15 protein-coding genes are annotated in these 22,702 nt (G+C 72.2%); 4 read left to right on the top strand and 11 right to left on the bottom strand.

Annotated features, from left to right (window positions below):
• Nucleotides 1-183 precede the first annotated feature (183 nt).
• The gene (locus LIV37_RS05305; RefSeq protein WP_020866067.1) at nucleotides 184-2,325 is read left to right on the top strand and encodes a sulfatase-like hydrolase/transferase; all 2,142 of its coding nucleotides are present in this window, start codon (nucleotides 184-186) and stop codon (nucleotides 2,323-2,325) included.
• A 14-nt stretch (nucleotides 2,326-2,339) separates the two neighbouring features.
• On the opposite strand, the gene LIV37_RS05300 is transcribed toward LIV37_RS05305, so the two are convergent.
• The 4 genes from LIV37_RS05300 to LIV37_RS05280 all read right to left on the bottom strand — a co-directional run bounded on the left by LIV37_RS05300 (nucleotide 2,340) and on the right by LIV37_RS05280 (nucleotide 8,548).
• Complete coding sequence (locus tag LIV37_RS05300) at nucleotides 2,340-4,436, bottom strand: ATP-binding protein (RefSeq protein ID WP_020866066.1); 2,097 nt, start codon at nucleotides 4,434-4,436, stop codon at nucleotides 2,340-2,342.
• On the bottom strand, nucleotides 4,433-5,128 hold the full coding sequence (locus LIV37_RS05295; RefSeq protein WP_020866065.1) for a Pvc16 family protein: 696 nt from the start codon (nucleotides 5,126-5,128) through the stop codon (nucleotides 4,433-4,435). The genes LIV37_RS05300 and LIV37_RS05295 overlap by 4 nt, the downstream gene beginning before the upstream one ends.
• A gap of 6 nt (nucleotides 5,129-5,134) precedes the next feature.
• Nucleotides 5,135-7,762 carry a VWA domain-containing protein gene (locus tag LIV37_RS51685; RefSeq protein WP_274596690.1) on the bottom strand — a complete coding sequence of 876 codons (2,628 nt, stop codon included), beginning with the start codon at nucleotides 7,760-7,762 and terminating at the stop codon, nucleotides 5,135-5,137.
• A 216-nt stretch (nucleotides 7,763-7,978) separates the two neighbouring features.
• Nucleotides 7,979-8,548 (bottom strand): helix-turn-helix transcriptional regulator, encoded by a 570-nt coding sequence (locus LIV37_RS05280; protein ID WP_202979676.1) that lies wholly within the window; start codon nucleotides 8,546-8,548, stop codon nucleotides 7,979-7,981.
• Between the two features lie 298 nt (nucleotides 8,549-8,846).
• Between LIV37_RS05280 and LIV37_RS05275 the strand changes: the two genes are divergently transcribed.
• A complete protein-coding gene (locus tag LIV37_RS05275) occupies nucleotides 8,847-10,208 on the top strand; it encodes a COG1470 family protein (RefSeq protein ID WP_185057947.1) in 1,362 nt (453 codons plus the stop codon).
• Between the two features lie 10 nt (nucleotides 10,209-10,218).
• Here LIV37_RS05275 and LIV37_RS05270 read toward each other — a convergent pair whose 3' ends face one another.
• The 4 genes from LIV37_RS05270 to fdh all read right to left on the bottom strand — a co-directional run bounded on the left by LIV37_RS05270 (nucleotide 10,219) and on the right by fdh (nucleotide 16,568).
• Nucleotides 10,219-11,010 (bottom strand): eCIS core domain-containing protein, encoded by a 792-nt coding sequence (locus LIV37_RS05270; RefSeq protein ID WP_020866062.1) that lies wholly within the window; start codon nucleotides 11,008-11,010, stop codon nucleotides 10,219-10,221.
• A 220-nt stretch (nucleotides 11,011-11,230) separates the two neighbouring features.
• On the bottom strand, nucleotides 11,231-12,280 hold the full coding sequence (gene nrfD, locus LIV37_RS05265) for an NrfD/PsrC family molybdoenzyme membrane anchor subunit (protein ID WP_020866061.1): 1,050 nt from the start codon (nucleotides 12,278-12,280) through the stop codon (nucleotides 11,231-11,233).
• Nucleotides 12,280-13,308 carry a 4Fe-4S dicluster domain-containing protein gene (locus LIV37_RS05260; RefSeq protein WP_020866060.1) on the bottom strand — a complete coding sequence of 343 codons (1,029 nt, stop codon included), beginning with the start codon at nucleotides 13,306-13,308 and terminating at the stop codon, nucleotides 12,280-12,282. The genes nrfD and LIV37_RS05260 overlap by 1 nt, the downstream gene beginning before the upstream one ends.
• The gene (fdh, locus tag LIV37_RS05255; protein ID WP_020866059.1) at nucleotides 13,305-16,568 is read right to left on the bottom strand and encodes a formate dehydrogenase; all 3,264 of its coding nucleotides are present in this window, start codon (nucleotides 16,566-16,568) and stop codon (nucleotides 13,305-13,307) included. The genes LIV37_RS05260 and fdh overlap by 4 nt, the downstream gene beginning before the upstream one ends.
• Before the next feature lie 60 nt (nucleotides 16,569-16,628).
• On the opposite strand from fdh, the gene LIV37_RS05250 reads away from it, so the two are divergent.
• Complete coding sequence (locus LIV37_RS05250; RefSeq protein WP_121825799.1) at nucleotides 16,629-17,363, top strand: DUF429 domain-containing protein; 735 nt, start codon at nucleotides 16,629-16,631, stop codon at nucleotides 17,361-17,363.
• 112 nt (nucleotides 17,364-17,475) lie between these two features.
• Here the strand turns inward: LIV37_RS05250 and LIV37_RS05245 are convergent, their stop codons facing one another.
• On the bottom strand, nucleotides 17,476-18,633 hold the full coding sequence (locus LIV37_RS05245) for a transglycosylase family protein (protein WP_020866057.1): 1,158 nt from the start codon (nucleotides 18,631-18,633) through the stop codon (nucleotides 17,476-17,478).
• Nucleotides 18,634-20,292: 1,659 nt separating this feature from the next.
• Here LIV37_RS05245 and LIV37_RS05240 point away from each other — a divergent pair.
• On the top strand, nucleotides 20,293-21,126 hold the full coding sequence (locus tag LIV37_RS05240) for an MOSC domain-containing protein (protein WP_020866056.1): 834 nt from the start codon (nucleotides 20,293-20,295) through the stop codon (nucleotides 21,124-21,126).
• A 10-nt stretch (nucleotides 21,127-21,136) separates the two neighbouring features.
• Here the strand turns inward: LIV37_RS05240 and LIV37_RS05235 are convergent, their stop codons facing one another.
• On the bottom strand, nucleotides 21,137-21,547 hold the full coding sequence (locus tag LIV37_RS05235) for an SRPBCC family protein (RefSeq protein WP_020866055.1): 411 nt from the start codon (nucleotides 21,545-21,547) through the stop codon (nucleotides 21,137-21,139).
• 76 nt (nucleotides 21,548-21,623) lie between these two features.
• Nucleotides 21,624-22,637 carry an Lrp/AsnC family transcriptional regulator gene (locus tag LIV37_RS05230; protein ID WP_020866054.1) on the bottom strand — a complete coding sequence of 338 codons (1,014 nt, stop codon included), beginning with the start codon at nucleotides 22,635-22,637 and terminating at the stop codon, nucleotides 21,624-21,626.
• Between the last annotated feature and the right edge of the window lie 65 nt (nucleotides 22,638-22,702).

Here is a 22,702-nt window from a genome sequence, read left to right as displayed (position 1 = left end):
CATCCATGTGAAGGATTCAGCGTATCGTGGGGTGGGCGCGCTCGCGAGGGGCGGAAGGCGCCGGGAAAAGTGCCAGGTGATTGAACACGGACCCCTGGCACGCCGTACGGATAACGACGGGCCCAGCCACCCGAGCCGGGTCCGCCGTGCCACCACCGGGCTTCGCAGGGAAGGACCTTCGGGTTGTCGCGCCAATCGAGCTCTCGTCAGCGGTCGGAAACGGACAAGGGAACCACGGGGGAGGGCCTCACGGAGGGCCCGCCACCGGAGGACCCACCTGAGCGCACGCCGGATGTCCCCGCCCAGGGGCGGGATGACGCCGGAGAGCGGGGTACGGCCTCCGCCCGGACGGCGGATGCCGCCGCGGACGCGGATGCCGTCGCGGACGCGGATGCCGTCGCGGACGCGGACACCGCTGCGGAAGCCCAGGACACGGACACCGTCCACGACACGGACACCGTCCAGGACCCGGTCGCGGACACGGACGCCTCCGCCGGATACGACAAGCCCCCCGAGCCGCCCGGCGATGCGGAGGAGGCGGAGGAGGTCGACCCGGAGGAGACCACCGTGACCGGCCCGCTGGTCGGCACCGCCCCCGCCCGCAAGGGCTGGCGGGTCAAGTACCCCGTCGCGGCACGGACGGTGGCGTGGACGGTCACGGGGCTGTCGCTCGCCCTCGTGTTCATCGCCCTCCTCCTGCCGACCAAACTCGCCCTCGTCGAACCCAGTGCCTTCATGCGCATCCCGGTGGAGGGGATCTTCGGCGCCACGCTGCTGCTCATGCTGCCGACGATGGCGCGGCGGGTGGTGGCGGTGCTCGCCGGGGCGGCTCTCGGGGCGCTGACCATCCTGAACCTCCTGGACATCGGCTTCAACGAGTTCCTCGGCCGTGGGTTCAACGTGGTGCTCGACTGGATACTGCTGGACGACGCCGAGTCGTACCTCAAGGACTCGGTCGGCGGGACGGCCGCCACCATTGCCGTGATCGGGGTCGTGGTCCTCGCCGTCGCACTGCTCGTCCTGATGGCGCTCGCCGTCCTGCGGGTCAGCAATGTCATGGCGCGGAACACCGCCGTGGCCACCCGTACCACTCTGGTGCTCGGCACCGTCTGGGTGATGTGCGCGGCGCTCGGGGTGCAGGTGGCCGGGGTGCCGTTCGCGTCCAGGAGTACCACCGCTCTGGTCCAGGACCGGGCGGAGCGGGTGCGCAAGACCCTCAGGGATGAGCGGGAGTTCGCCAAGGTGGCCGCCGTGGACACCTACGGCGACACACCCGGCGATCAGCTGCTGACCGGGCTGCGCGGCAAGGACATGATCTTCACCTTCATCGAGAGCTACGGCCGCTCGGCCATCGAGGACCCGGCGATCGCTCCCGGAGTCGACAAGACGCTCAAGAACGCCACCAAGCGGCTGGGCAAGGCCGGGTTCGCGGCCAAGAGCGGCTGGCTCACCTCGGCCACGTACGGCGGCAGCAGCTGGCTGGGCCACTCCACCTTCCTCACCGGCCTGTGGATCGACAACCAGAACCGCTACCGCACCGTCACCGCGGGCGACCACATGTCCATCACCCGCGCCTTCCAGCGCACCGGTGCCTGGCGGACCGTCGGCATCATGCCGGGGGTGCAGAAGGCGTGGCCGGAGGGCAAGTTCTACGGCCTCGACCACGTCTACGACTCCCGCGAACTCGGCTACAAGGGACCGAGGTTCAGCTGGTCGACCATGCCCGACCAGTATGCCCTGAAGGCGTTCGAGCGCCTGGAGCACGGCAAGAAGCACGACAAGCCGCTGATGTCGCAGATCATCCTGACCTCCAGCCACCAGCCCTGGGCGCCGATCCCCAAGACGATCCCCTGGAGCCAGGTCGGCAATGGCTCGGTCTACAAGGCGATTCAGAAGGCGGGCAAGAAGCCCGCGGACGTGTTCACCGATTCCACGAAGGTGAAGACCGAGTACGGAAGGTCCATCCAGTACTCGGTCAACAGCCTCATCGACTACGTGCTGAAGTACGGCAACAAGAACACGGTGCTGGTCTTCCTCGGCGACCACCAGCCGCTCGCCCGGGTCAGCGGCGACAACGCCAGCCGGGACGTGCCGGTGGCGATCGTCGCGCACGACAAGGCGGTACTGGACCGGATCTCCCACTGGAACTGGGACGACGGTCTGATGCCGGGCGCGAAGGCCCCGGTGTGGAAGATGAGCTCCTTCCGCGACCGTTTCCTGGACGCCTACGGTCCGAACCCCGGCGGGGGGACCGCCCCCGCTTCGCCCTCGGCCAAGTCGTCTGCCAAGCCGTCGACCTCACCGTCGGCTTCGGCTGAGCGATAGCCCTCGTCGGCCCGTCAGTCCGCCAGCAGCGACATGTACGGGCCGAACTCCGAGGCCAGGGTCAGTCGGCCCAGCTTCTGGTACTCCCGCTGCAGGGCGTGGATGAGGCCGGGCATCGTCACCGGACCGCCGGATTCGGCCGCGAGATAGGCGGCGGTGACGGCCACCGACCGGATGTTGCCGCCGGCCAGCTCGAAGGACTCGGCGCAGAAGTCCAGGTCCAGATCGGTGGAGCGGGGGAGGGCGGTGCCCAGGGAGCGGTCCCACAGCAGACGGCGGTGGTCGGCGTCGGGCAGGGGGAAATCTACGACGAGATCGAGTCGGCGGGTGAAGGCGTCGTCCAGGTTGGCGCGGAGGTTGGTGGCGAGGATGGCCAGGCCGTCGAACGTCTCCATGCGCTGGAGGAGATACGCGCTCTCTACGTTCGCATAGCGGTCATGCGCGTCCTTGACCTCCGAGCGTTTGCCGAAGATGGCGTCCGCCTCGTCGAAGAGCAGAACGCCGTTGATACCGGCGGCCTCCGTGAAGATGCGCTCCAGGTTCTTCTCGGTCTCGCCCACGTACTTGTCGATGACGGTGGCCAGATCGACCGTGTAGAGGTCCAGGCCCAGGTCGGCGGCGATCACCTCGGCCGACATCGTCTTGCCCGTGCCGGAGTCCCCCGCGAAGAGGGCGGTGACGCCGCGCCCCCGGCCGCCGCCCGGCCGCATGCCCCATTCGCCCAGGACCCGGTCCCGGTGGCGGGCGCGGGCGGTGAGTTCACGGAGCTGGGCGCGGGGGCCCGGAGGAAGTACGAGGTCGGACCAGCCCACGGCCGGTTCGATCCGGCGGGCGAGCCGGTCGAGCCCCGCCGCGTTCTGAGCCCGTGCCCCGGCGCGGATGTGGCCCGGACGCAGGGTGCCGCCGTCCAGCGCGGCGCTCTGGGCGGCGCCCCGGGCGGCCCGGGTGATCTGGTCCGGGGTGAGGAGGAACGGGGCGAGGAGGCGGGTGAGGTCCAGGTCAGCGGGGACCGGGGCGCCGTAGGCGTCCGACCAGAGTGCCGCCCGTGCCGTCGGTTCCACGCGCGGGGCGTGCAGCAGCAACGGCGGACGGGAGGACCACGCGGCGTCCCAGGGGACGCGGCCGACCAGGACGACGGGGAGCGGGACGTCGGTCACCAGCCGGATGACCTCGGGCCGCTCCCGCACGAGGGTGTCGATCGGACCGCACACCAGACCGGAGGAGGTGAGCCGGGCCTCGCGGGCGAGGATCCGTACCGCCTCGGCCGGATGGGGGTCCCGCGTGAGGCGTTCGAGGTCGAGACCGAGGACGGCGTGGCCCGACCGGGCGAGGGCGCGGGCCCCGAGCGCCGTGCCCGCGCCGCCCTGGTCCTCCCGGAGGTACGCCAGGGGCTCCTCGGCGGCGAGGGCACGGGCGAGCGGGACCGGATCGCCGACGCCGGACACGTCCTGCCACGGGGCGAGCACATCGACGATGCGTGGATCGGGTGTGTCATCGCCGAGGAGATGCGCCGTGACCCGGTCGGGGACCCGGAGCGCGCGGGCCAGGAACGGGCGGTCCGGCTCCTCGACCAGCAGCAGACCACCCGCGCGGAGCGGGGCTTGCGGGGACAGCCTGGACCGGGCGGCCGCGTCGGCGGCGGAGAGCCCGCAGAGGCCGAGGGCGAGCCCGATGGACGGCCGGCGGCGGGTGACATCGTCGTTGAGGTAGCCGTAGAACTGCTCGAAACGATCGTCCAGATCAGGGACGAGAGCGATCAGCAGGATCTCCACATCGAGCGCGGAGAGGCCGAAGTCATGGATGAGGGAGCGCAGCCGGGTCGGGTGACCCACCCGGGCCGCGGCGTCGGCGCGCGCCTCGGCCTCGGCCAGGAGGGTGGCATCGGCCTCGTCGGGGGCGGTGGCGTCGAGGGAGCGCCCGGAGTCGAGAAGCCGGTGGATGGTCTCGTCGCTGAGGTAGAGACCGCGGAAGGCGTCGTCGGGGTTGGGGTCGGTGAGCTGACGGGCCTGGACGGCGCGCCGTACCCGCTGTTCGACGAGGATGGCGCGGTCGACGAGATGGCGCAGGCTCGGGTCCGGTACTTCGGTTTCCGTGTCCGTCGTGCTCGTCATTCGGCCCGCTCTTCCGCCACGCGGGAGGCGATGCCGGTGCGTCGGGTGCCGTACAGCGGCAGGTTGGCGCCACCCGGCATCGGCTGGGTGGGCGCCGGGGGCCCGGGGACCTCCGTTGAGGAGTCGGAGAAGCCCAGGCGCACCCCCTCCTCGCCCACCTGCGGACCCGCCGGATAGACCGGCGATTCGGTGACCGGCACGCTCACCACCAGGTCGAGCGAGGGCTTGAGTTCGCCCCCGAGCGCGCTCCACACATCGGCGAACGACCGGTCCTCGGGGGGTGGGAGCGCGACCGTCATGGGTACGGACACGCCGAGTTCGGCGAGCGTGCCGGAGAGCCGTTCGGCGGGCAGGGCCTCGTACCGCAGCAGACAGGACAGCAGCGAGGACAACAGCCGGTGCTCGTCCTCGGGACGCTTGGTCCACGCGGTGATGAGGTACGAGAGCTTGAAGTAGCGGGGCGGGCGGCGCCGGGCCACGATGGTGCCCTGCTCGTCGTACTCATTGAGCAGACCGCGTTCCCGGCGCCGCATGTCCTCGCGGATGTCGTACAGATAGAGATTGACGGTGGGGGCGTTGACCTTGGCGGCCCAGTCACGGGTGGGGGCGTCGAAGACCACGGCCACCTGGCCGCCCGTCAGGGCGTCGCTCCGGAACATGGCGCGCAGCGCCTCGTCGACCTCGTGGATCACGGAGTCTCACCCCCGGCCGGCGAAGTCGGGCGGTTGCAGATTGCGCCGTACGACGAGCACGGGCTTCTCCAGCCGCTCCAGTCCCCGCACCGTGGCGCGGAGCTCGCGGGGGCCGAGCCGGTCCTTGCGCAACACCAGAACCTGGGCCTCGAAGGTGCCGCCACGACCCACCCGTACGGTCGACCGGGTCGCGGTGACGCCCGGCTGCCACCTGAGTGCGACCGTGGCGCCGGGCGGGAAGTCCTCGCCGCGGGCGACCGTCACATCGCCGGAGCGGGCGACCTTGGGGGTGACGGTGAGCTTGGGCTGAAGGACACGGACGCGGGCCGTGTCCGTGTTGTCGGCACGATGGGGATCGCGGGGCGAACCGCTGACGGAGACCTTCAGCTCACCGCTGATCGCCGTGCGGTAGACGGCCGACTGGGCCACCGTGATCCGTCCGCCCGGCGCGATGGTGCACGGGGCGGCACGGGTGCACCGCGACACCTTGGAGAGGTCGCGGTCGCCCGCGTCCTCGGTGCGGGGCCAGCCGGTGGTGACCACGACGTTCCTGGCCGTCTTGGGGCCGGAGTTGGTGAGGGTGAGTCGCGCCCCGGTCCTCAGCCCGGTGTAGGCGGGTGTGGGGCCGACGGTCGTGGTGACGGCGAGATCCGCCTCGTCCGGTACGGGGGCCGGGAGCACGGTGAAGGTCGCCGTATCGGTACCGGTGTTGCCGGAGGAGTCGGTGGCGGTGCAGCTGACCCGGGTCCGGCCGACGGGGAAGCGCGATCCGGGGGCCGGGGCGCAGCTGACGGGCAGTTCGCCGTCGACCGCGTCCCGGGCCGTGGCGGTGAAGTCGACCTCGGTGCCGTTGTCGTCGGTGGCCTCGATGGTGCGGTCGTCCACGGTGACGACGGGGGCGGTCACATCGTTGACGGTGATGCTGATGCGCTGCTGGTAGTCCTCGGGGGCGGGGTCGTCGCCACCGTCTCCGCCACCGTCTTCACCGCCGGGGCCGCCGTTCTGGCCGCCGTTCTGCTGTCCTCCGTTTTGATTCCCGCCGTTCTGGTCCCCGCCGTTCTGCTGGCCGCCGACCTGTCCGCCGTTCTGGTCGCCCCCGTTCTCGCCGCCGCTCCCGCTCGTGGCTCCGCCGAGCAGCCCGCCGATGGCACCGGCGTTCTGGCCGCCGTCGGCTCCGCCGACCACCCCGCCGATGGCACCGGCCACGGAACCGCCGTCCGAGCCGTTGCCTTCGGTACCGGAACCGCCGTTCGCTTCTCCGCCGCAGCCGTCGCCGTCGCCGGAGCCTCCGATGACTCCGCCCAGCACTCCGGCGATCACGCCGCCGTCGCCTCCGCTGTCCGAGCCTCCGGCACCGCCCACCGCGAGGCCCGCGATCGAGCCGCCGCCGCAGCCGTCGGATCCGCTCGACACCCCACCGACCGCGCCGCCGATGAGTCCGCCGTTCCCGCCGCCGTCGGTGCCGCCCACGGCACCCCCGACGGCCCCGGCGATGGATCCGTCGGTGCCGTCGGAACCCGTGCCGGAGCCCGTGTCGGAGCCCGTTCCGGAGTCCGTGCCGGAGCCGGGGCTCCCGGTCCGACCGTGGAGCTCCCGGGCGGGTACCACATCGTCCGGCATTCGCCCGCTCGGCGGCTTGCCGTCGAGCAGGAACTGCACAGCGCAGTGGACCGTGGCCCCCTCCGGCGCGTCGTCCGCCACCGTGATGGTTTCGGTGAACGTGGCCACTTCCCCGCTGGTCACCTGCCGGGTGGCGGGATCCAGGGTGACGGAGAGGGCGGCGTCGCAGCCGAAGGTCTGATAGCTGACGGTGGTCGGCAGATTGGTCAGCCCCTCCGCCACCGTGGCGGCCACCTCGTCGGCGTCGATGTTCCGGAAGAGCCTGCCGCCCGTGGCCCGGACGACCTCGGTGGCCTGATCGGGATCGTGTGTCGGCTCCTGGTTCTGGCCCGGGCCGTTGCCGTTGTCGCCGTTGCCGTTCAGGCCGTCGCCGAGTTCGGTCGCCACGTCCACGGCGAGAACGCGGACACCCCCGTCCTTGAGCGCGTTGATGCCATCGGTGAGCGAATGTCCCTTGCTGGGGTCGTGGCTGGAGGCGTCGCCGACGAGGACGACGACGGGGCTCGCGCTCTCACGGAAGGTTCCGCTCGCCCCGTTGGAGATCTGCCACAGAGCGTTGATCCAGTCCTCGGCGGGCCCGGGGCTGTACGAGCCGCGGTCGTCGGTGAGCTGATCGACGCCCCTCCGTACGGCGTCGAGGTCGTCCGTCAGCGGCTGGAGAGTCGTGAACACCCTTTCGCCGTCCACCTGTTGATCGCCGTAGGTGGCGACGGCGAAGCGGGAGTCGGGCTGCTGTTCGCGCACCCTGGTGGTGATCTGCTCCAGGTTGGCCTGGACGTTGTCGATGGTGGGCTGCATGCTGCCGGTGCCGTCGACCAGCAGCACCACGTCCGGTCGGGGCGGGACCACGGGGGTGCGCACCTTCTTGTCCACGGTCAGCGCGTCACCCGGGTCGAGCGGCTCGTCCACCACGGCCGGGGTGACCGCCGGATCCTGGGCCGCCGCGCGCTTGCCCGCGGCCGCGCCCGGTACGGCGCTGATCACCAGAAGCAGAACGGCGGTCAGCGTGCCCACGCGGAAGGCGCGAGCACGCGCCTCACCAGGTGCACCGGCCAGCGGTCGGAAGGACTGGAACCCCCGCGCAGAACGCCGCGCAGAACGCACAGAACGCACAGAACACCCCACTCGATATCGGCGCGCCGGGCTCCACGATCGCGGTTCATCGGGGAGCGGCGCACCGGGGTGCGAGCCAGCCCTTGGGGAAGGGCCGGCTGCCCCTTGAGGCAATGCTCAAATCAATCCCTGTCGGAGCGCGTATGCCACGGCATGGGAGCGGTTACGGAGATTCAGCCGCGTCATGACCGCGTGCAGAACGTTTTTGATGGTGCGTTCGGAGTAGGAGAGTTTCATCGCGATATCCGCGGTGTCATAGCCCTCGGCGACCAGCCGCAGCACTTCGATCTCCCGGGCGGCCAGACCGGTGAAATTGAGCCCGTTCGGCGCCAGTACTTGACCTTGGAGCCGGCCCACCTGCTCGAGCAGGCTGCCCAGCAGATCCGGTGGGACCCGGCCCTCGCCCTTCGCCACCGCGCCGATCACTTGGACCAGCCGCTCCGGCGTGGCCTCGGCACGGCGGACGACTCCCACGAAACCGCACTCGGCGGCGTTGACCAGTTGCTGTTCGTCGATATGGGTGGTGACCAGCACCCCCCGCGCGGCGCTGGTCCGCTGAACCTGGCGCAACACGCGTAGAGCGCCGTCGTCGAGGACGTCCAGGACGACGACCACCACCTGTGGCGCGTCTGGTTCGTCCCAGTCGATGACCTTGACCTCGGGCCGGGTGCGCAGTTGGCTGGCCACTCCGGCCTGTGACACCGGGTCCCCGGCGCGCAGTGCCACCGTAACGCGATCTCCCGTCTTCTGGTGCACGTCGCTCTCTCCCCTCGGGCGACTGAGGGAGGGGCCTGATGAAGTGCGCATGTCGTGTCCATGTCATCCACACATTTCATTCACGCTCGCCTCCCTGTAACGGGAAACCACAGTAAACCCCCTAGTTCCCCAAGGGAATTGCGCGTGGCTCACCGGGCACCGTAATTGCCCGAAAGTGTGACTGCGCGGCCGCTGCCGACGCCGTGGACCGGAGAATACGGTGCGCGGCATGAGTGTTTCGGCGAGCCTGGACGAGTCCTCCGTCGTCGTCGAGCCCGGCGGCGAGGCCGAACTCCCCGTACAGGTGCTCAATTCGGGAACCACCGTGGAGGAGTGCCGATTCGAGGTGGTCGGGCCCTGTGCCGCCTGGACCACCGTGGAACCGGAGACCCTCTCGCTCTACCCGGGGGCGACGGGCACCGCCACCTTGAGGCTGCGTCCGCCCCGCGGCCCCGCGACGGCTCCCGGGGAGATACCGCTCGGGCTGCGGGTGGTGCCGACCAGCGAACACAGCGAGACCACCGTCCTCGAACGCGGTGTGACGGTGCTGCCCTTCACCGAGGTCACCTCGGAACTGGTGCCCCGCGGCTCCAACAGCGCCTGGCGCGGCCGTCACAAGGTGGCGGTGGACAATCGCGGCAACACACCCCTCACGGTGGGGCTCGGCGCACGCGGGGCCACCGAACGGGCCAAGACGGCCTTCCAGCCTGCCGAGCTGACCGTACCGCCCGGCGAGGCCAAGTTCGCCGCGCTCACGGTGCGCCCCGCCCAGCGGCTGTGGCGCGGCACCCCGATCACCCATCCGTTCCAGGCGGTGGTGACACCGCGGATGGGCGATGGCCAGGACCCGTACGAGCCGGTGGTCCTGGACGGCTCCTACGAGCAGCAGGCCATCCTGCCCCGCTGGCTGCCCCGGGCCCTCGCCGCCGCCGTCCTGGTGGCCGCGCTCCTGGTCGGCTTCTGGTACGCGCTGCTGCGCCCCACCGTACGGTCGGCCGCCCGGGAGGCGATCACCCCGCAGGCGGTCGAATCCGCCGTGAAGCAAGGGGACAAGGAGAGCGGCGGCGGTCAGGACGGGAAGCAGGACGGCCGTCAGGGGGCGTCGGGCGGCGGCGGTCAGGACGGGGGTCAGGACGGGGGATCGACCGGCCCCGGCGGCGACAAGTCCCGTGGCCCGTCGGACGGTTCGAGCGCCGGACCGGGTGAGCCGGGCGGGCCCGCGGCCCCGACCAGCGCGCGGGTGCAGGTGCGTGACGCGGTGGGCGGCGGGGCCGCCGAGCGCACCGCGTACACGGTTCCCGAGGGGAAGAGCCTCGAGCTCACCGACATCGTGGTGCAGAATCCGCAGGGCGACGCGGGGACGCTGGTCATCTCCAGCGAGGACGGACAACTGCTCAATCTGGCGCTGGAGAACTTCCGCGACTCCGACTACCACTTCGTGACCCCCATCCAGGTGGCGGCCAAGGGCAAGGTCACGATCTCGGTGAGCTGCCGCGAGGTGGGGCGGCCGGTGAAGGCACCGGCACCGTCCAGGTGCTCGGAGTCGCTGTTCCTGGGCGGCAAGATCTCGGCGGCGAAGGCCGACGACTGACCGGGCCGGGCTACCCCTCGGGCGGAGCCTCCTCCTCTTCCTCCGCCCCGCCCTCGGCGGCCCGCTGGACGAAGGCCCCCTGGACGTCCGCCGGCTCCTCGTCCTCGTCCGCCTCCTGGCGCTGCACCGGGGCCGCGGTGGACGGCGCGGCGGACTCGGGGCCGGTCGCCGGAGCCGGGGCGGGGGACGGCTCCGCCATCACCCGTTCGGCGTTGGCCGACGCCTCCTGCTCGAAGCGGTCGGACGGATCGCTCACCCGGATTCCGCCCGGGGCCTCCGTACCGTCGACCGGGCCGCCGCGCTGCTGGATGACGTGGGTCAGCTCATGGGCGAGCGTGGTGCGGCCCTGATGCGAGGACGGGTCGTAGCTGTCCCGCTGGAAGACCACGTCGTTGCCGACCGTGTAGGCGTGGGCCCCGACCTCCTTCGCCGACTCGTGCGCGGCGGAGCCGGTGTGCACCCGTACGTTCCCGAAATCGGCGCCGAGCCGGGACTCCATGTCGCCGCGGGTGTCGGTGTCCAGGGGCTCCCCGCCGCCGGACGAGACGACGTCATGGACGCTCGACCGTCGCTCGCCCTCCTCGCCCTGTTCGGCGTCCCGCTGGAGCGCCGCGCCGACGGCCGAGTTGCCGACCGCGCGCTGCAGGGTGTTCATCCCGGACGGGCCGAGCACCTCCGTACGGCCGGTGGCGGCGGCCCTCAGCAGATGCGGAAACTCCGCCCGCTCATGAGGGTCCGTCCGCTTCGACGAGGCGAGGGACTCATCGTGCTCATGTCCGTGGTCATGCTCATGTGCGCGCATCTGCCGCTCCCCGGGGACTGCCTCCCCACACCGGATGTCCGCCTCCAGCCAGCGTCGCGGGGCGGACGCCGCCCCGTCCAGGCCCGGGCCCGCCGGGAGAGGGCAGTGGGGACTGCCCTTTCGGGCAGCGCGGTACGACCACGGCCGGTGGCGGCCGTAGGGCGACGGCGGGTGCGGTCGTACGGCGACGGCGAGGGACGGGCCGTACGGCGCGGCGGGCTCAGTCGTCCTCCGGCCGCTCCCGCCGCGCGTCGAGCCGCTCCCGCTGGGGCAGGACCGTGTACTTCGGGTCCTCCGCCGACCGCATCCCGGCGTGGAACACCCCGAAACGCGTGCACGCGGAGGCCGCCAGCAGGGCGGCGCCGCTGAGGGCCGCGGCGGCGCGGCCGCGGCGGCCGAGGAGGGCGCCGCCGAGCGCGCCCGCCACCGACAGCGCCTCGGCGGCGCGCATCAACTTGCCCGCCCGGCCCTCGCGGTAGGTCTCGGCGACCACTCCGAGCCGCCGTTCCATGGCCTTGACGGCGGCGGTCTCCACCGCCGTGCCGAGCAGCGCCACGCCCCGCGCGGGGGCGTTCTCGGCGACCGGCGAGGCCAACAGGGCCATACCGCCCGCCGCCATGGCGGCCGAGCCGGCGAAGAGATACGGCAGTTCGCGATAGCCGTCGTGCCATGCGGGGACGGCGGTGTCGGCGGCCAGCACCGCCGTGTACGAGGCCACCGCCGGGCCCAGCAGCGCCGCCCCCACCGTGGCCGCCCGGCCGGTGCGCGGCAGCCGCCCGGCCAGGTCCGAGGCGGCGGCCGCCCCGGCCATCGGGCCGTAGGCCGCCAGCAGCCATGAGCCGACGCTCATCGGCGAGGTGGGCTTGAAGACCCGCAGCATATTGGCGAACCGCCCGGGGCGCCCGAGGTCGTGGATCAGGGCGGCGGTGGAGCCGCTCAGGGCGGCGATCGAGGACACCTTGAGCGCGCGGGCCATGGCCGGACGGCCGGTCAGCTCGGCGCCCGCCGCGAGCACCGACCCGGCGCCCGCGAGCCCGCCGAGGAAGAAGTAGCCCGCGATGTCCAGGGGGCGCCAGGTGGGCGGGTTGAGCACCGGCCGCCCGTAGTAGGAGGTGAACTCCGGCCGGGGGACCATCGACGGCTCGCCCCTGCGGCCCTTCCCGCCCTTGCGGCCACGCCGCCTGCCGTCCCCCGTCCCCTTGCCGACCTGCGCGTCCCGGCCCGGCCGGGCACCCCGGATGCCGTCACGGGTGACGTCCGACTCGCTCATCAGCGCCTCCTTCCGGTACGGCGCCCGCTCGCGCCGGCCTGGGCCGCGAACACGGCGGCCACGCCGCCGAGCAGGGTCAGGGCCGCGGCACCCGCGTGCCGCCACATCGAGGGCAGATCGCGGGTGGTGACGACCGGGTCCGGCGGCAGCCCGTACACCTCCGGCTCGTCCAGCAGCAGGAAGAAGGCGCCGTCGCCGCCGACACCGTCCTCCGGGTCGTGTCCGTACAGCCGCGCGTCCTCGACCCCCACCCGGTGCAGCTCCTCGACCCGGGCGGCGGCGCGCTCGCGCAGCTCGTCCAGGGGGCCGAACTGGATGGAGTCGGTGGGGCACGCCTTGGCGCACGCGGGCTCCTGGCCGGCGCCCAGCCGGTCGTAGCACAGGGTGCACTTGTGGGCCCCGCCGTCCTCGGGCCGTACGTCGATGACCCCGTACGGGCAGGCGGGCACGCAGTAGCCGCAGCCGTTGCAGACGTCGTCCTGGACCACCACGGTCCCGAACTCGGTGCGGAACAGCGCACCGGTCGGACACACGTCCAGGCACGCGGCGTGGGTGCAGTGCTTGCACACGTCCGAGGACATCAGCCACCGCAGCCCGTGCTGCCCGCCGTCGGACGGGGACGCCGGGGAGGTGGGGGTGATCGCCGCCTCCTCGACCGGGGTCCCGGAGCCCCGCGCCGCGAGGGCCAGCACATCGACACCGCTGTGGTCGACGCCCGTCTCGGCCCGGCCCAGCGGCTTGTTCTGCTCGATGAAGGCCACATGGCGCCAGGTGGAGGCGGAGAGGCCCTGGGTGTTGTCGAAGGACATGCCGGTGAAGTCCAGCCCGTCCTCCGGGACGGCGTTCCACTCCTTGCACGCCACCTCGCACGCCTTGCAGCCGATGCACACCGAGGTGTCGGTGAAGAAGCCGACGCGGGGCGGATGGTCCTCGTGCCCGGCGTCCCCGGCGACGTCCGGTTCGGCTCCGGCGAGCAGATTGCGGCCGATCAGCGATGAGCGGTTCGAGGTGTTCGAGGTGTCGGTCATCCCCGCACCTCCGTTCCGGTCCGCACCGTGATGCCGGCGCGCCGCCGGTACTCTTCGAGCAGGGCCGTCAGCTCCGGGCCGCGGGGGCGGCGGCCGGGACGGATGTCGGCGCTCAGCGCCTTCACCTCCTGGATGTGGACATTCGGGTCGAGGGCGATGGCGGACAGTTCATTGGCGGCGTCCCCGCGGGTGTAGCCATTGGGACCCCAGTGGTACGGCAGCCCGATCTGATGCACCGTGCGGCCCCCGGCCCTGATCGGGGACATCCGCTCGGTGACCATCACCCGGGCCTCGATCACTCCCCGCGCGCTGATCAGCGTCGCCCAGCCGGTGTGCTCCAGACGCCGCTCACCGGCCAGCTCGGGGGAGACCTCGCAGAAGAACTCCGGCTGCAGCTCGGCCAGATACGGCGTCCAGCGGCTCATCCCGCCCGCCGTGAAGTGCTCGGTGAGCCGATAGGTGGTGATCATGTACGGGAACACCTCGCTGCCCGGTTCGCCCCCGCTGGGGTGGAAGGCGTTGTGCTCATCGGAGATCACCTCGCGGACCGGGTTGCGCTGCTGCTCCGGGTGGACGGGATTGCGCACTGGCGAGTCCTGCGGCTCGTAGTGCGTCGGCATCGGGCCGTCCACCAGCCCGGCCGGGGCGTACAGCCACCCCTTGCCGTCGGCCTGCATGATGAACGGATCCACTCCGCTGAGCGCGTCCGGGCCCCGGGCGTCCTGGGGCGGCCGGTAGGACGGCGCCCGGTCGGGGATGAAGTCCGGGATGTCATGGCCGGTCCACCGCTCCCGCTCCTCGTCCCACCACACCAGGGCCTTGCGCTCGCTCCACGGCTTGCCGTGGGGGTCGGCCGAGGCGCGGTTGTAGAGGATGCGGCGGTTGGCGGGCCAGGCCCAGGCCCATTCGGCGGCGATCCAGTCCTGTTCGGTGTGCGGTTTGCGGCGGGCGGCCTGGTTGACGCCGTCGGCGTACACCCCGCAGTAGATCCAGCAGCCGCAGGAGGTGGAGCCGTCGTCCTTCAGCTGGGTGTACGCGCTGAGCGGCTCGCCGTGCGCGTCATGGCCGTTGATCTCGGCCAGGACCGCCTCGGCGCTGGGCTCGTCCAGCGGACCCTCGGTGGGGTAGGACCAGGCCAGATCCTGGACGGCCCGGTCCATCGGGTCGGTGGACTCCTTCAGCCGCTCCTTGATCCGCCGCCCCAGGTGGTACATGAACCACAGATCGCTGCGCGCCTCGCCGTCCGGCTCCTTGGCGGCGAAATGCCACTGCAGCATCCGGTTGGTGTTGGTGAAGGAGCCGGACTTCTCGGTGTGGGCGGCGGCGGGGAAGAAGAACACCTCGGTGGCGATGTCCTCGGTGCGCAGCTCGCCGGTCTCGATCTCCGGGCCGTCCTTCCACCAGGTGGCGGACTCGATGAGGGAGAAGTCCCGGACGACGAGCCAGTCCAGGTTGGCCATGGCCAGGCGCTGCATCTTGGTGTTGGCCGAGCCCACGGCGGGGTTCTCGCCCATCAGGAAGTAGCCCTTGCAGACTCCGTCCAGCATCTCCTTCACGGTGTGGTAGGTGCTGTGGGAGCCGGTCAGCCGGGGCAGATGGCCGAAGCAGTAGTCGTTGTCGGCGTGTGCGGCGTCGCCGAAGTACGCCTTGAGCAGGCTGACGACGTAGGAGCGCATCTCGCCCCAGAAGCCCTTCTCGGTCTTCACGGCCTCGACGAAGGTGTCCAGATCCTCGTGGGCGTGGGCGTGCGGCATCGGGATGTAGCCGGGGAGCACGTTGAACAGGGTGGGGATGTCGCTGGAGCCCTGGATGCTGGCGTGGCCGCGCAGCGCCTGGATGCCGCCGCCGGGACGGCCGATGTTGCCGAGCAGCAACTGGAGGATGCTGGCGGTGCGGATGTACTGGGCGCCCACGGTGTGCTGGGTCCAGCCGACGGCGTACACGAACTCCGAGGTGCGGTCCGGGCCGGAGTTCTCCACCAGCGCGCGGCACACCTCCAGGAAGGTGTCCTGGGGGATTCCGCAGGTCTCCTCGACCATCTCGGGTGTGTAGCGGGAGAAGTGGCGCTTGAGGACCTGATAGACGCAGCGCGGATGTCGCAGGGTCCGGTCGGTGGGGACATCGGCGGAGGTGGGCGCGCCGCCGGAGCCGTGGGATTCGGAGAAGGCGGCGGTCGACAGGGACGCGCCACGCCGGGTGCGGTCCTCGTACAGCTCGTCGGGCGCGCCCTGCGGGGCCTGGACCTCGGCGCCCTCGTACGCCCAGGTGGAGATGTCGTAGTGGCCGGTCTCCGGGTCGAGACCGGAGAAGATCCCGGCCAGGTCCTCGGTGTCCTCGAACTCCTCGCCGACGATGCTGGCCGCGTTGGTGTACTCCAGGACGTAGTCGCGGAAGTCGTGGCCGCCGGTGAGGACGTGGTTGATGATGCCGCCGAGGAAGGCGATGTCGGTGCCGGCCCGGATCGGTACGTACAGATCGGCCAGCGCGCTGGTGCGGCTGAAGCGCGGATCGACATGGATGACCTTCGCGCCGCGCGCCTTGGCCTCCATCACCCACTGGAAGCCCACGGGATGGGCCTCGGCGAAGTTGGAGCCCTCGATCACGATGCAGTCCGCGTTCTGCAGATCCTGCAGAAAGGTGGTGGCGCCACCGCGGCCGAAGGAGGTGCCGAGCCCGGCCACGGTCGAGGAGTGGCAGACCCGGGCCTGGTTCTCCACCTGGATCACCCCGAGCCCGGTCAGCAACTTCTTGATGAGGTAGTTCTCCTCGTTGTCCAGAGTGGCGCCGCCGAGGCTGGCGATCCCCATGGTGCGGTTGACGCCGGCCCCGTCCCGTTCCCACTGCCAGCCCTCGCGACGGGTACGGATCACCCGCTCGACGACCATGTCCATCGCGGTGTCCAGGTCCAGCCGCTCCCAATCGGTGCCGTACGGGCGGCGGTAGAGCACCTCGTGGCGCCGGGACTCGCCGGTGGTCAGCTGGAGGGACGCCGAGCCCTTGGGGCACAGCCGGCCGCGGCTGACCGGTGAGTCGGGGTCGCCCTCGATCTGCACCACCCGGTCGTCCTTCACATAGACGTTCTGGGCGCACCCCACCGCGCAGTAGGGGCACACCGACTTGACCACCTTGTCGGCCGTGACGGTGCGGGGGCGCAGCTCACGGGTGGCGGCCGAGGTGGTGGCGGCGCCGCGGCCGAGCGGGTCGCTTCCGGTCAGCTGGCGGTAGACAGGCCAATCCTGGATCCATGTACGTACGCCCATCGCCGTCCTTTCCTGCCGTTCGGCCCCGCACCGGCTCATCCGCGTGGTCGGATACGGCGCATGGGTTCCCGTCGCGATGCTTTTCACACTCCGCCCGCACCCGGATGCGCCGAATCGCCCGTCGTGGGGGTGGATGCCTGCCGCACCGGCTGGGTGGCCGTGACCCTGGACGGGGAGGGCCGCTTCGCGGGGGCCGACACCGCCGGGGCGCTGAGCGAGCTGCTCGGCCGGGTTCCGGACGCCGCCGTGGTGGCGGTCGACATGCCGCTGGGGCTGCTGGCGGAGGGATGGCGGGAGGCGGAGGCCCTGGCCCGCGCGAAGGTGGCCCCGCACGGCTCCCGGGTTTTCCCCGTGCCGCCGCGCGAGGTCTGGGAGGCGGACGACCACGACGACGCCAATCGGATCTCCCAGCGGCTGACCGGTCAGAAGGTGAACAGCCAGACCTGGGGGCTGGCGGCGAAGCTGCGCGAGGCCAACGCCTGCCGGGACGGGGGCGACCACCGGCTGTACGAGGTCCATCCCGAGGTCTCCTTCGCCGCCCTCGACGAGGGCCGGCCCGTGTCCTGGAGCAAGAAGAGCTGGAACGGCCAGGCCGTGCGCCGCCGGCTGCTGGAGGCCCGGGGCATCGTCCTGCCCGACGACCTCGGAGCGGCCGGGCGGGTGCCGCCCGACGACGTCCTGGACGCCGCGGCGGCGGCCTGGAGCGCGCGGCGCGTCGCGCTCCGGGCCGCCCGGAGCCTTCCCGACCCGCCTCAGGTGACGGAGACCGGGCTGCCCGTCGCGATCTGGTACTGACCGGTCCCCGCGCGGATGGCGGGAGGCCGCCCGAGCCGTGCCTCGGGCGGCCTCCCCTTCCCCCACCCCTCGGAGATGGACCGTGTGGACGCGATGCGTCCGGTGTGCGGCGTCAGACGCTGACGCCGTGGGAGCGCAGATAGGCCAGCGGGTCGATGTCGGAGCCGTAGCGCGGGCCGGTGCGGACCTCGAAGTGGAGATGCGGTCCGGTGGCGTTCCCGGTGCTGCCGGACCGGGCGATCCGGTGGCCCGCCTCGACCGACTGCCCGGTGCGTACCGCCAGCGCCGACAGATGCGCGTAGTGGGTGTAGAGCCCGTCGGCGTGACGGATGATCACCTGGTAGCCGAAGGCGCCGCCCCACCCGGCCGCCACTACGGTGCCCGGGGCGGCCGCGCGCACGGAGGTGCCCGTGGGCACCGCGAAGTCCACACCGGTGTGATGGCCGCTGGCCCACCGCGGGCCGCGGACGCCGTACCCCGCGCTGACCGGCCCGCTGACCGGGGCCGTATGCGGGCGGGCCGCCGTCTTGCGGACCACCGTGTGGCTCGAGACCGTCGAGGCGCGGCGCCGGGGTGCCGCCTTGTGCGGATGCCGGGAGCCCGCGGGCAGGGTCAGCCGCTGCCCCGGGTGGATCAGATCCGGGTTCGGGCCGACGGTCCCGCGGTTGGCGTGGTACAGCGCCTTCCAGCCACCCCTGACCGACGCACGCGTGGCGATGCGGGACAGCGTGTCGCCGCGGACGACCGCGTACGAGCCGGACGCCGCCGCGCGCCGTGCGGTGTGCTGCCGGGCCCGGGACTTCGCGGCGGACTTGGCCGGCTTCTTGGGCTTGGCCGGGTGCTGGGCGCGGGGGTGGGCGTTCTGGCTCGTCACTCCGGCGGGTGGACCGGACCGGGTCAGCCGGCTGCGGACGGAGCACACCGGCCACGCGCCGGGGCCCTGTTTGCGCAGCACCGCCTCCGCCACGGTGATCTGCTGGGCCCTGGAGGCCAGATCGGCCCGCGCGGCGTAGGTGGTGCCGCCGAACGCCTCCCAGGTGTGCTGGGAGAACTGCAGTCCGCCGTAGTAGCCGTTGCCGGTGTTGATGTGCCAGTTGCCCCCGCTCTCGCACTTGGCGACCCGGTTCCAGGTGTCGACCGAGGCCGCGTGGGCGGCGCCGGTGCCGAGGAACGGCAGGACGATGCCGACACCGCCCGCGGTGAGCGCCGCACACAGCGGCGAGACCCGGCTGGGCGATGCGGGGCGTCGGTGACTTCCTCGTACGGCCATGAGGCTGGTTCCTCTCCACAACGGCTCTCGACGTCGCCCTCCGGAGGACCCGGCGGGCTGTACGAGTACCGCAGCCCGGCCCCGCCGGTCACAAGGCGCAGGGGGCCTCATGGACCGCCGCGCGCCGCCCGGTGCCACCCCGGAATCGGCTGACGCCCCCTCAGCTGCGCGGCGGGAGGCGCATGGAGGGCCGGGGGCGCACGGCCGTCGGCGGGGCGGAGCGGCGGGCCGGGGGCGGGCGCGGGCGATCACGCGCCGCCGGACGCCCTCGTACGGCGGGAAATGATTCTCCGGGGCGCCGGACGGGGCGGCCGCTATTCCGCCGGATTGGTTTCCGGGTGATCGATGACCGATCTCGGACTGCGGCCCGGGTGAATTGCCGCCGGGGCGCGAGAGGTTGAAGACCGGACGAGCGGCGGGCGGCTCAATACGGCGTCCGGTGCGGGCCGGGCGCGCGGCACGGGATCCTCCCCGGCGCTATTGCGTCACCGCGCGGTCAAGATCGGCCGCTTGGCGGCCGGGCCCGAGGAGGCCGCCGTAACCGCGCGGCACCGCGCTGGAACCAGCTGTTCCGGCCCCCTCCCCGGCATCCGGGGAATGCCGGGGAGGGGAGGAGAGGAAGAGAAGAGCGGAGACGGCGGGAGGGGCGGGAAATAGGACGGCCTTGCGGTGGGGCGGGGAAGAGGGGGACGCATGAGCGAACGCGCCCGGGGGCACCCGGCGGAGTTTCCCAGGGAGCGGCGGGAGACTGAAACGTATCGACGGGGCCCGCCGCCGACCGTGGCGTTCGGGGCCGGGGCCGGCCGGGAGCGGACGCGGCCCCGGGCGACGGCATGGCGGGGAGACGACGCGGAGACGGTGAGGCGAACGCCTCTTCTTGGGCCGCTCGCCTCCGGGCGCTCTGATCCGGTGCCGACACTCCTCGTCGACGGTCGCTCGTTCCTCGCTCCCTGCTCCTCGTCGCTTTCGGCAGCGGCGGGCCCTACGTCTCGCTCCCGAGGGCACCGGGCGCGGAACCAGGGCCCCGGCTCGTATGCCCGCTCGCCTCCGCTATGGCCCGCGGAACAGGGGCAGCCGCTCGACACCCGGCCAACTCGTGGGCCACAAAGCGGACTTGACTCGGCGTTTACCGTATCTCTTGTCGGGCATCGCCTCGCCGACCGCCCGTACGCCGCGGCAGTTCTCCGAAAAGGCCCGGTCGTCATGGCGGCGGGGAACTGGCGGAGAATCACGCCGCCCGTGTATAGCGGGAACCGCGCCGCCGCGCATATCATTGCCTCACATCGACTTCCTCCCTTCCGGCCGCTCGCAGGAGCGGCCCCGGAATAATCACCCTTCACCCGCCTGTCCGGGACCCCGGGCGGCGCCGGGGGCCGCGCTTTTCCCGCGACCTCGTCCGTCGCTCCCTGGAAACGGTTCGTTTTGGGTTCCCGCCGACGGGAGGCGCAGCGCGCCTACGGCGTATGCCGGTGGTCACCGGCCGTGCGCGGTGGATCATTCGGCGTACTCGCCGCTACGCCCTGCCGCTGGACGCCGGGCCGGGGGCGCATGGCGGAACCGGGCCGTGCCATGAAACGCCGGTCGGGCACCGGGCGATGGGGGATGAGCGCCCCGACCGGCCGCTCGGAGGCGTCACCACCCCTGGGGTAGGGTGCCCGCGTGGCCACCGTTGTCGAGCTGACCTGCTATCCCATCAAGGGCTGCGCGGGCGTTCCGCTGTCCGAGGCGCTGCTGACGGAGGCGGGTCTGGAACACGACCGCGACTTCATGGTCATCGGCGAGGACGGAGAGTGCCGCACTCAGCGTCGGGATCCCCGGCTCGCCGTCATCCGCCCCGCCATCGACGCGCACGGCACCCGGCTCACCCTGTCCGCCCCCGGCGAGGACGAGGTGGCCCTCGACATCGACACCACCTCCGCCCGGCGCGAGGTCACCGTGTTCGACACGCCCTATCTCGGCATCGACCAGGGCGAGGACGCCGCCACGTGGCTTTCCCGGTTCCTGGGCGCGCCGAGCAGGCTGGTGCGGGTGCCCCCGGAGCACGACCGGGTGACCGACGGATGGACCCCCGGCACCTGCGGCTACGCCGACAGCGCCGCGGTGCACATCGTCTCCCGGGCCAGCCTGGACGGGCTGAACGAGCGGATCGCCGAGGCGGGCGGCGCTCCACTGCCGATGAACCGCTTCCGCCCCGGCATCGTGATCGGCGGATGGGACGAACCCCATCGGGAGGACCGGGTCCGCAGGATCGCCATCGGCGGAGCCGAGCTGGGCTTCGCCAAGCACACCGCCCGGTGCGTCGTGACGACGGTCGATCAGAGCGCGGGCGTCAAGGCGGGCCCGGAACCGCTGCGCACCATGGCCGGCTACCGGCGCGGCCCCGGCGGCGCCACCCTGTTCGGCTGCCAGTTCTCCGTGATCCGCGCCGGAAAACTGGCCGTGGGTGACGGGGTGGACGTCATCGAGTGGGACGGGCCGCCGCCGGGGGAGTGACCGGGATCGCTCAGACCGACGCGAGCACCTTGGCGAAGGCGTCCAGCAGCTGGGCCGCGCCCTCCTCGGCCTGGGCACACTGCTCCTGCGGCGGAGCCGGCTGCCGGAGCACCACCCGGGTCCGGCCGCCGTCCAGATCGGCGAAGGTGGCGGTCATCTCCATGGCGCCCTGCGGCAGATCCAGCGTCCACACCAGCCGCTCCCGGCCGACCACCTCGCGGTAGACACCGCGCATCGGCATTTCGCCCGCGGGAGTGGCGACGGTCGCACTCCAGGCGCCACCCGGCCGGACGTCGAGGTCGACGGACTCGGGCGCGGCGCCGAACCAGCGGGCGAAGTACTCCGGCTCGGTCCACACCCGCCACACCGTCTCGCGCGGTGCGTCCAGGTCCCGGCTGATGGTGATCTCGTCGCTGCTCATGGTGTCTCCTCGGTGAGCGGGGGCGGGAAGGCGCCGCCCCCTGTTTCACCTCTCAGACCGGCGCGCCGCACGGAACTCATCGGTCCTGGCCCAGCAGTCTTCCGTCCTCGCGGCCGATCCAGTACCGGCGCAGCACATCGAGGACCACCGACACCTCGCAGGCGGTGATGCCGGGAAGCGTCGCCAGATCGCGGGTGAGCAGCTCGGCCAGGCCGTCCTCGTCCCGGAACACCCCGTGGTGGATCACCGAGGAGGTGCCCGCCACGATCGAGACATAGCGCGCCGAGGGATGCCGGGCCAGCGCGTCGGCCACTTCCTGGATGGCCCCGGGCGCGGCATGCAGCTCGATCACGACCTCCAGCGGATGGCCGAGCAGCGCCGGTTCGATCTCCACACGGGGCCGCACCAGCCCGCGCTGGAGGAGCGACTGGGTCAGCCGGTAGGCGGTGGACCGGCTGATGCCGAGCCCGCGCGCCACATCGGCGGCGCTCGCCCGGCCGTCCTGGCGCAGCAGCTCCATGGCCCGCAGCTCGTCGTCGCCGAACCCGGTGACGGATGCGGGCTCCTCCACCGGATCGGCCACCTCCCGCAACGCCCCCACCTGGGCGTGGTCCAGCCGCCGCAGCCGCCAGGAGTCGGACTTCGCCGTCGCCCGCAGCACCAGCTCGGTATGGGCCGACCGCACACCGGGGACGGACGGGATCCGTGTCATCAGCAGCTCACGCGCCCGGTCGCGCCGGGTGGCGTGCAGGGAGCAGTAGACATCCGCGCGGCCCGTGGTCGTGGCGACGAACGGGATCTCGGGCAGCTCGGACAGCTGCCGGGCCACCTCCCACGCCTGCCCCGGGGCCGTGGCCACCCAGATGTGCAGGGGGTTGCCCTCGGCCAGCATCGGCCACTCCACCTGCCCGATCACCCGCAGCAGCCGCTCCTCCGCGAGCCGGGCCAGCCGGCGGCCGACGGTGCTGGCGGAGCTGCCGAGCACCTCGGCCAGCGCGCTCAGCGGCGCCCTCGGCGCCACTTGCAGGGCGGCCACCAGATCGAGGTCGGCGTCGTCGAGCACCGGTGGGGTGGGGGGAACGGCTGCCATGGATAAGAATCTATCGTGCGATTGGTGCTCCATGCGTGAATCATTCTTGCGTAATGAGTCTTTCA

Origin of the sequence: Streptomyces rapamycinicus NRRL 5491 (assembly GCF_024298965.1) — a bacterium.
Taxonomy (GTDB): Bacteria; Actinomycetota; Actinomycetes; order Streptomycetales; family Streptomycetaceae; genus Streptomyces; species Streptomyces rapamycinicus.
This window is presented reverse-complemented; position numbering and strand designations above follow the sequence as displayed.

Coding starts and splice junctions, on each gene's coding strand:
- LIV37_RS05300 (WP_020866066.1), bottom strand. CDS start 4,436: ATGACGAGCACGACGGACACGGAAACCGAAGTACCGGACCCGAGCCTG.
- LIV37_RS05275 (WP_185057947.1), top strand. CDS start 8,847: ATGAGTGTTTCGGCGAGCCTGGACGAGTCCTCCGTCGTCGTCGAGCCC.
- LIV37_RS05270 (WP_020866062.1), bottom strand. CDS start 11,010: ATGCGCGCACATGAGCATGACCACGGACATGAGCACGATGAGTCCCTC.
- nrfD (WP_020866061.1), bottom strand. CDS start 12,280: ATGAGCGAGTCGGACGTCACCCGTGACGGCATCCGGGGTGCCCGGCCG.
- LIV37_RS05260 (WP_020866060.1), bottom strand. CDS start 13,308: ATGACCGACACCTCGAACACCTCGAACCGCTCATCGCTGATCGGCCGC.
- fdh (WP_020866059.1), bottom strand. CDS start 16,568: ATGGGCGTACGTACATGGATCCAGGATTGGCCTGTCTACCGCCAGCTG.
- LIV37_RS05250 (WP_121825799.1), top strand. CDS start 16,629: ATGGGTTCCCGTCGCGATGCTTTTCACACTCCGCCCGCACCCGGATGC.
- LIV37_RS05245 (WP_020866057.1), bottom strand. CDS start 18,633: ATGGCCGTACGAGGAAGTCACCGACGCCCCGCATCGCCCAGCCGGGTC.
- LIV37_RS05235 (WP_020866055.1), bottom strand. CDS start 21,547: ATGAGCAGCGACGAGATCACCATCAGCCGGGACCTGGACGCACCGCGC.
- LIV37_RS05230 (WP_020866054.1), bottom strand. CDS start 22,637: ATGGCAGCCGTTCCCCCCACCCCACCGGTGCTCGACGACGCCGACCTC.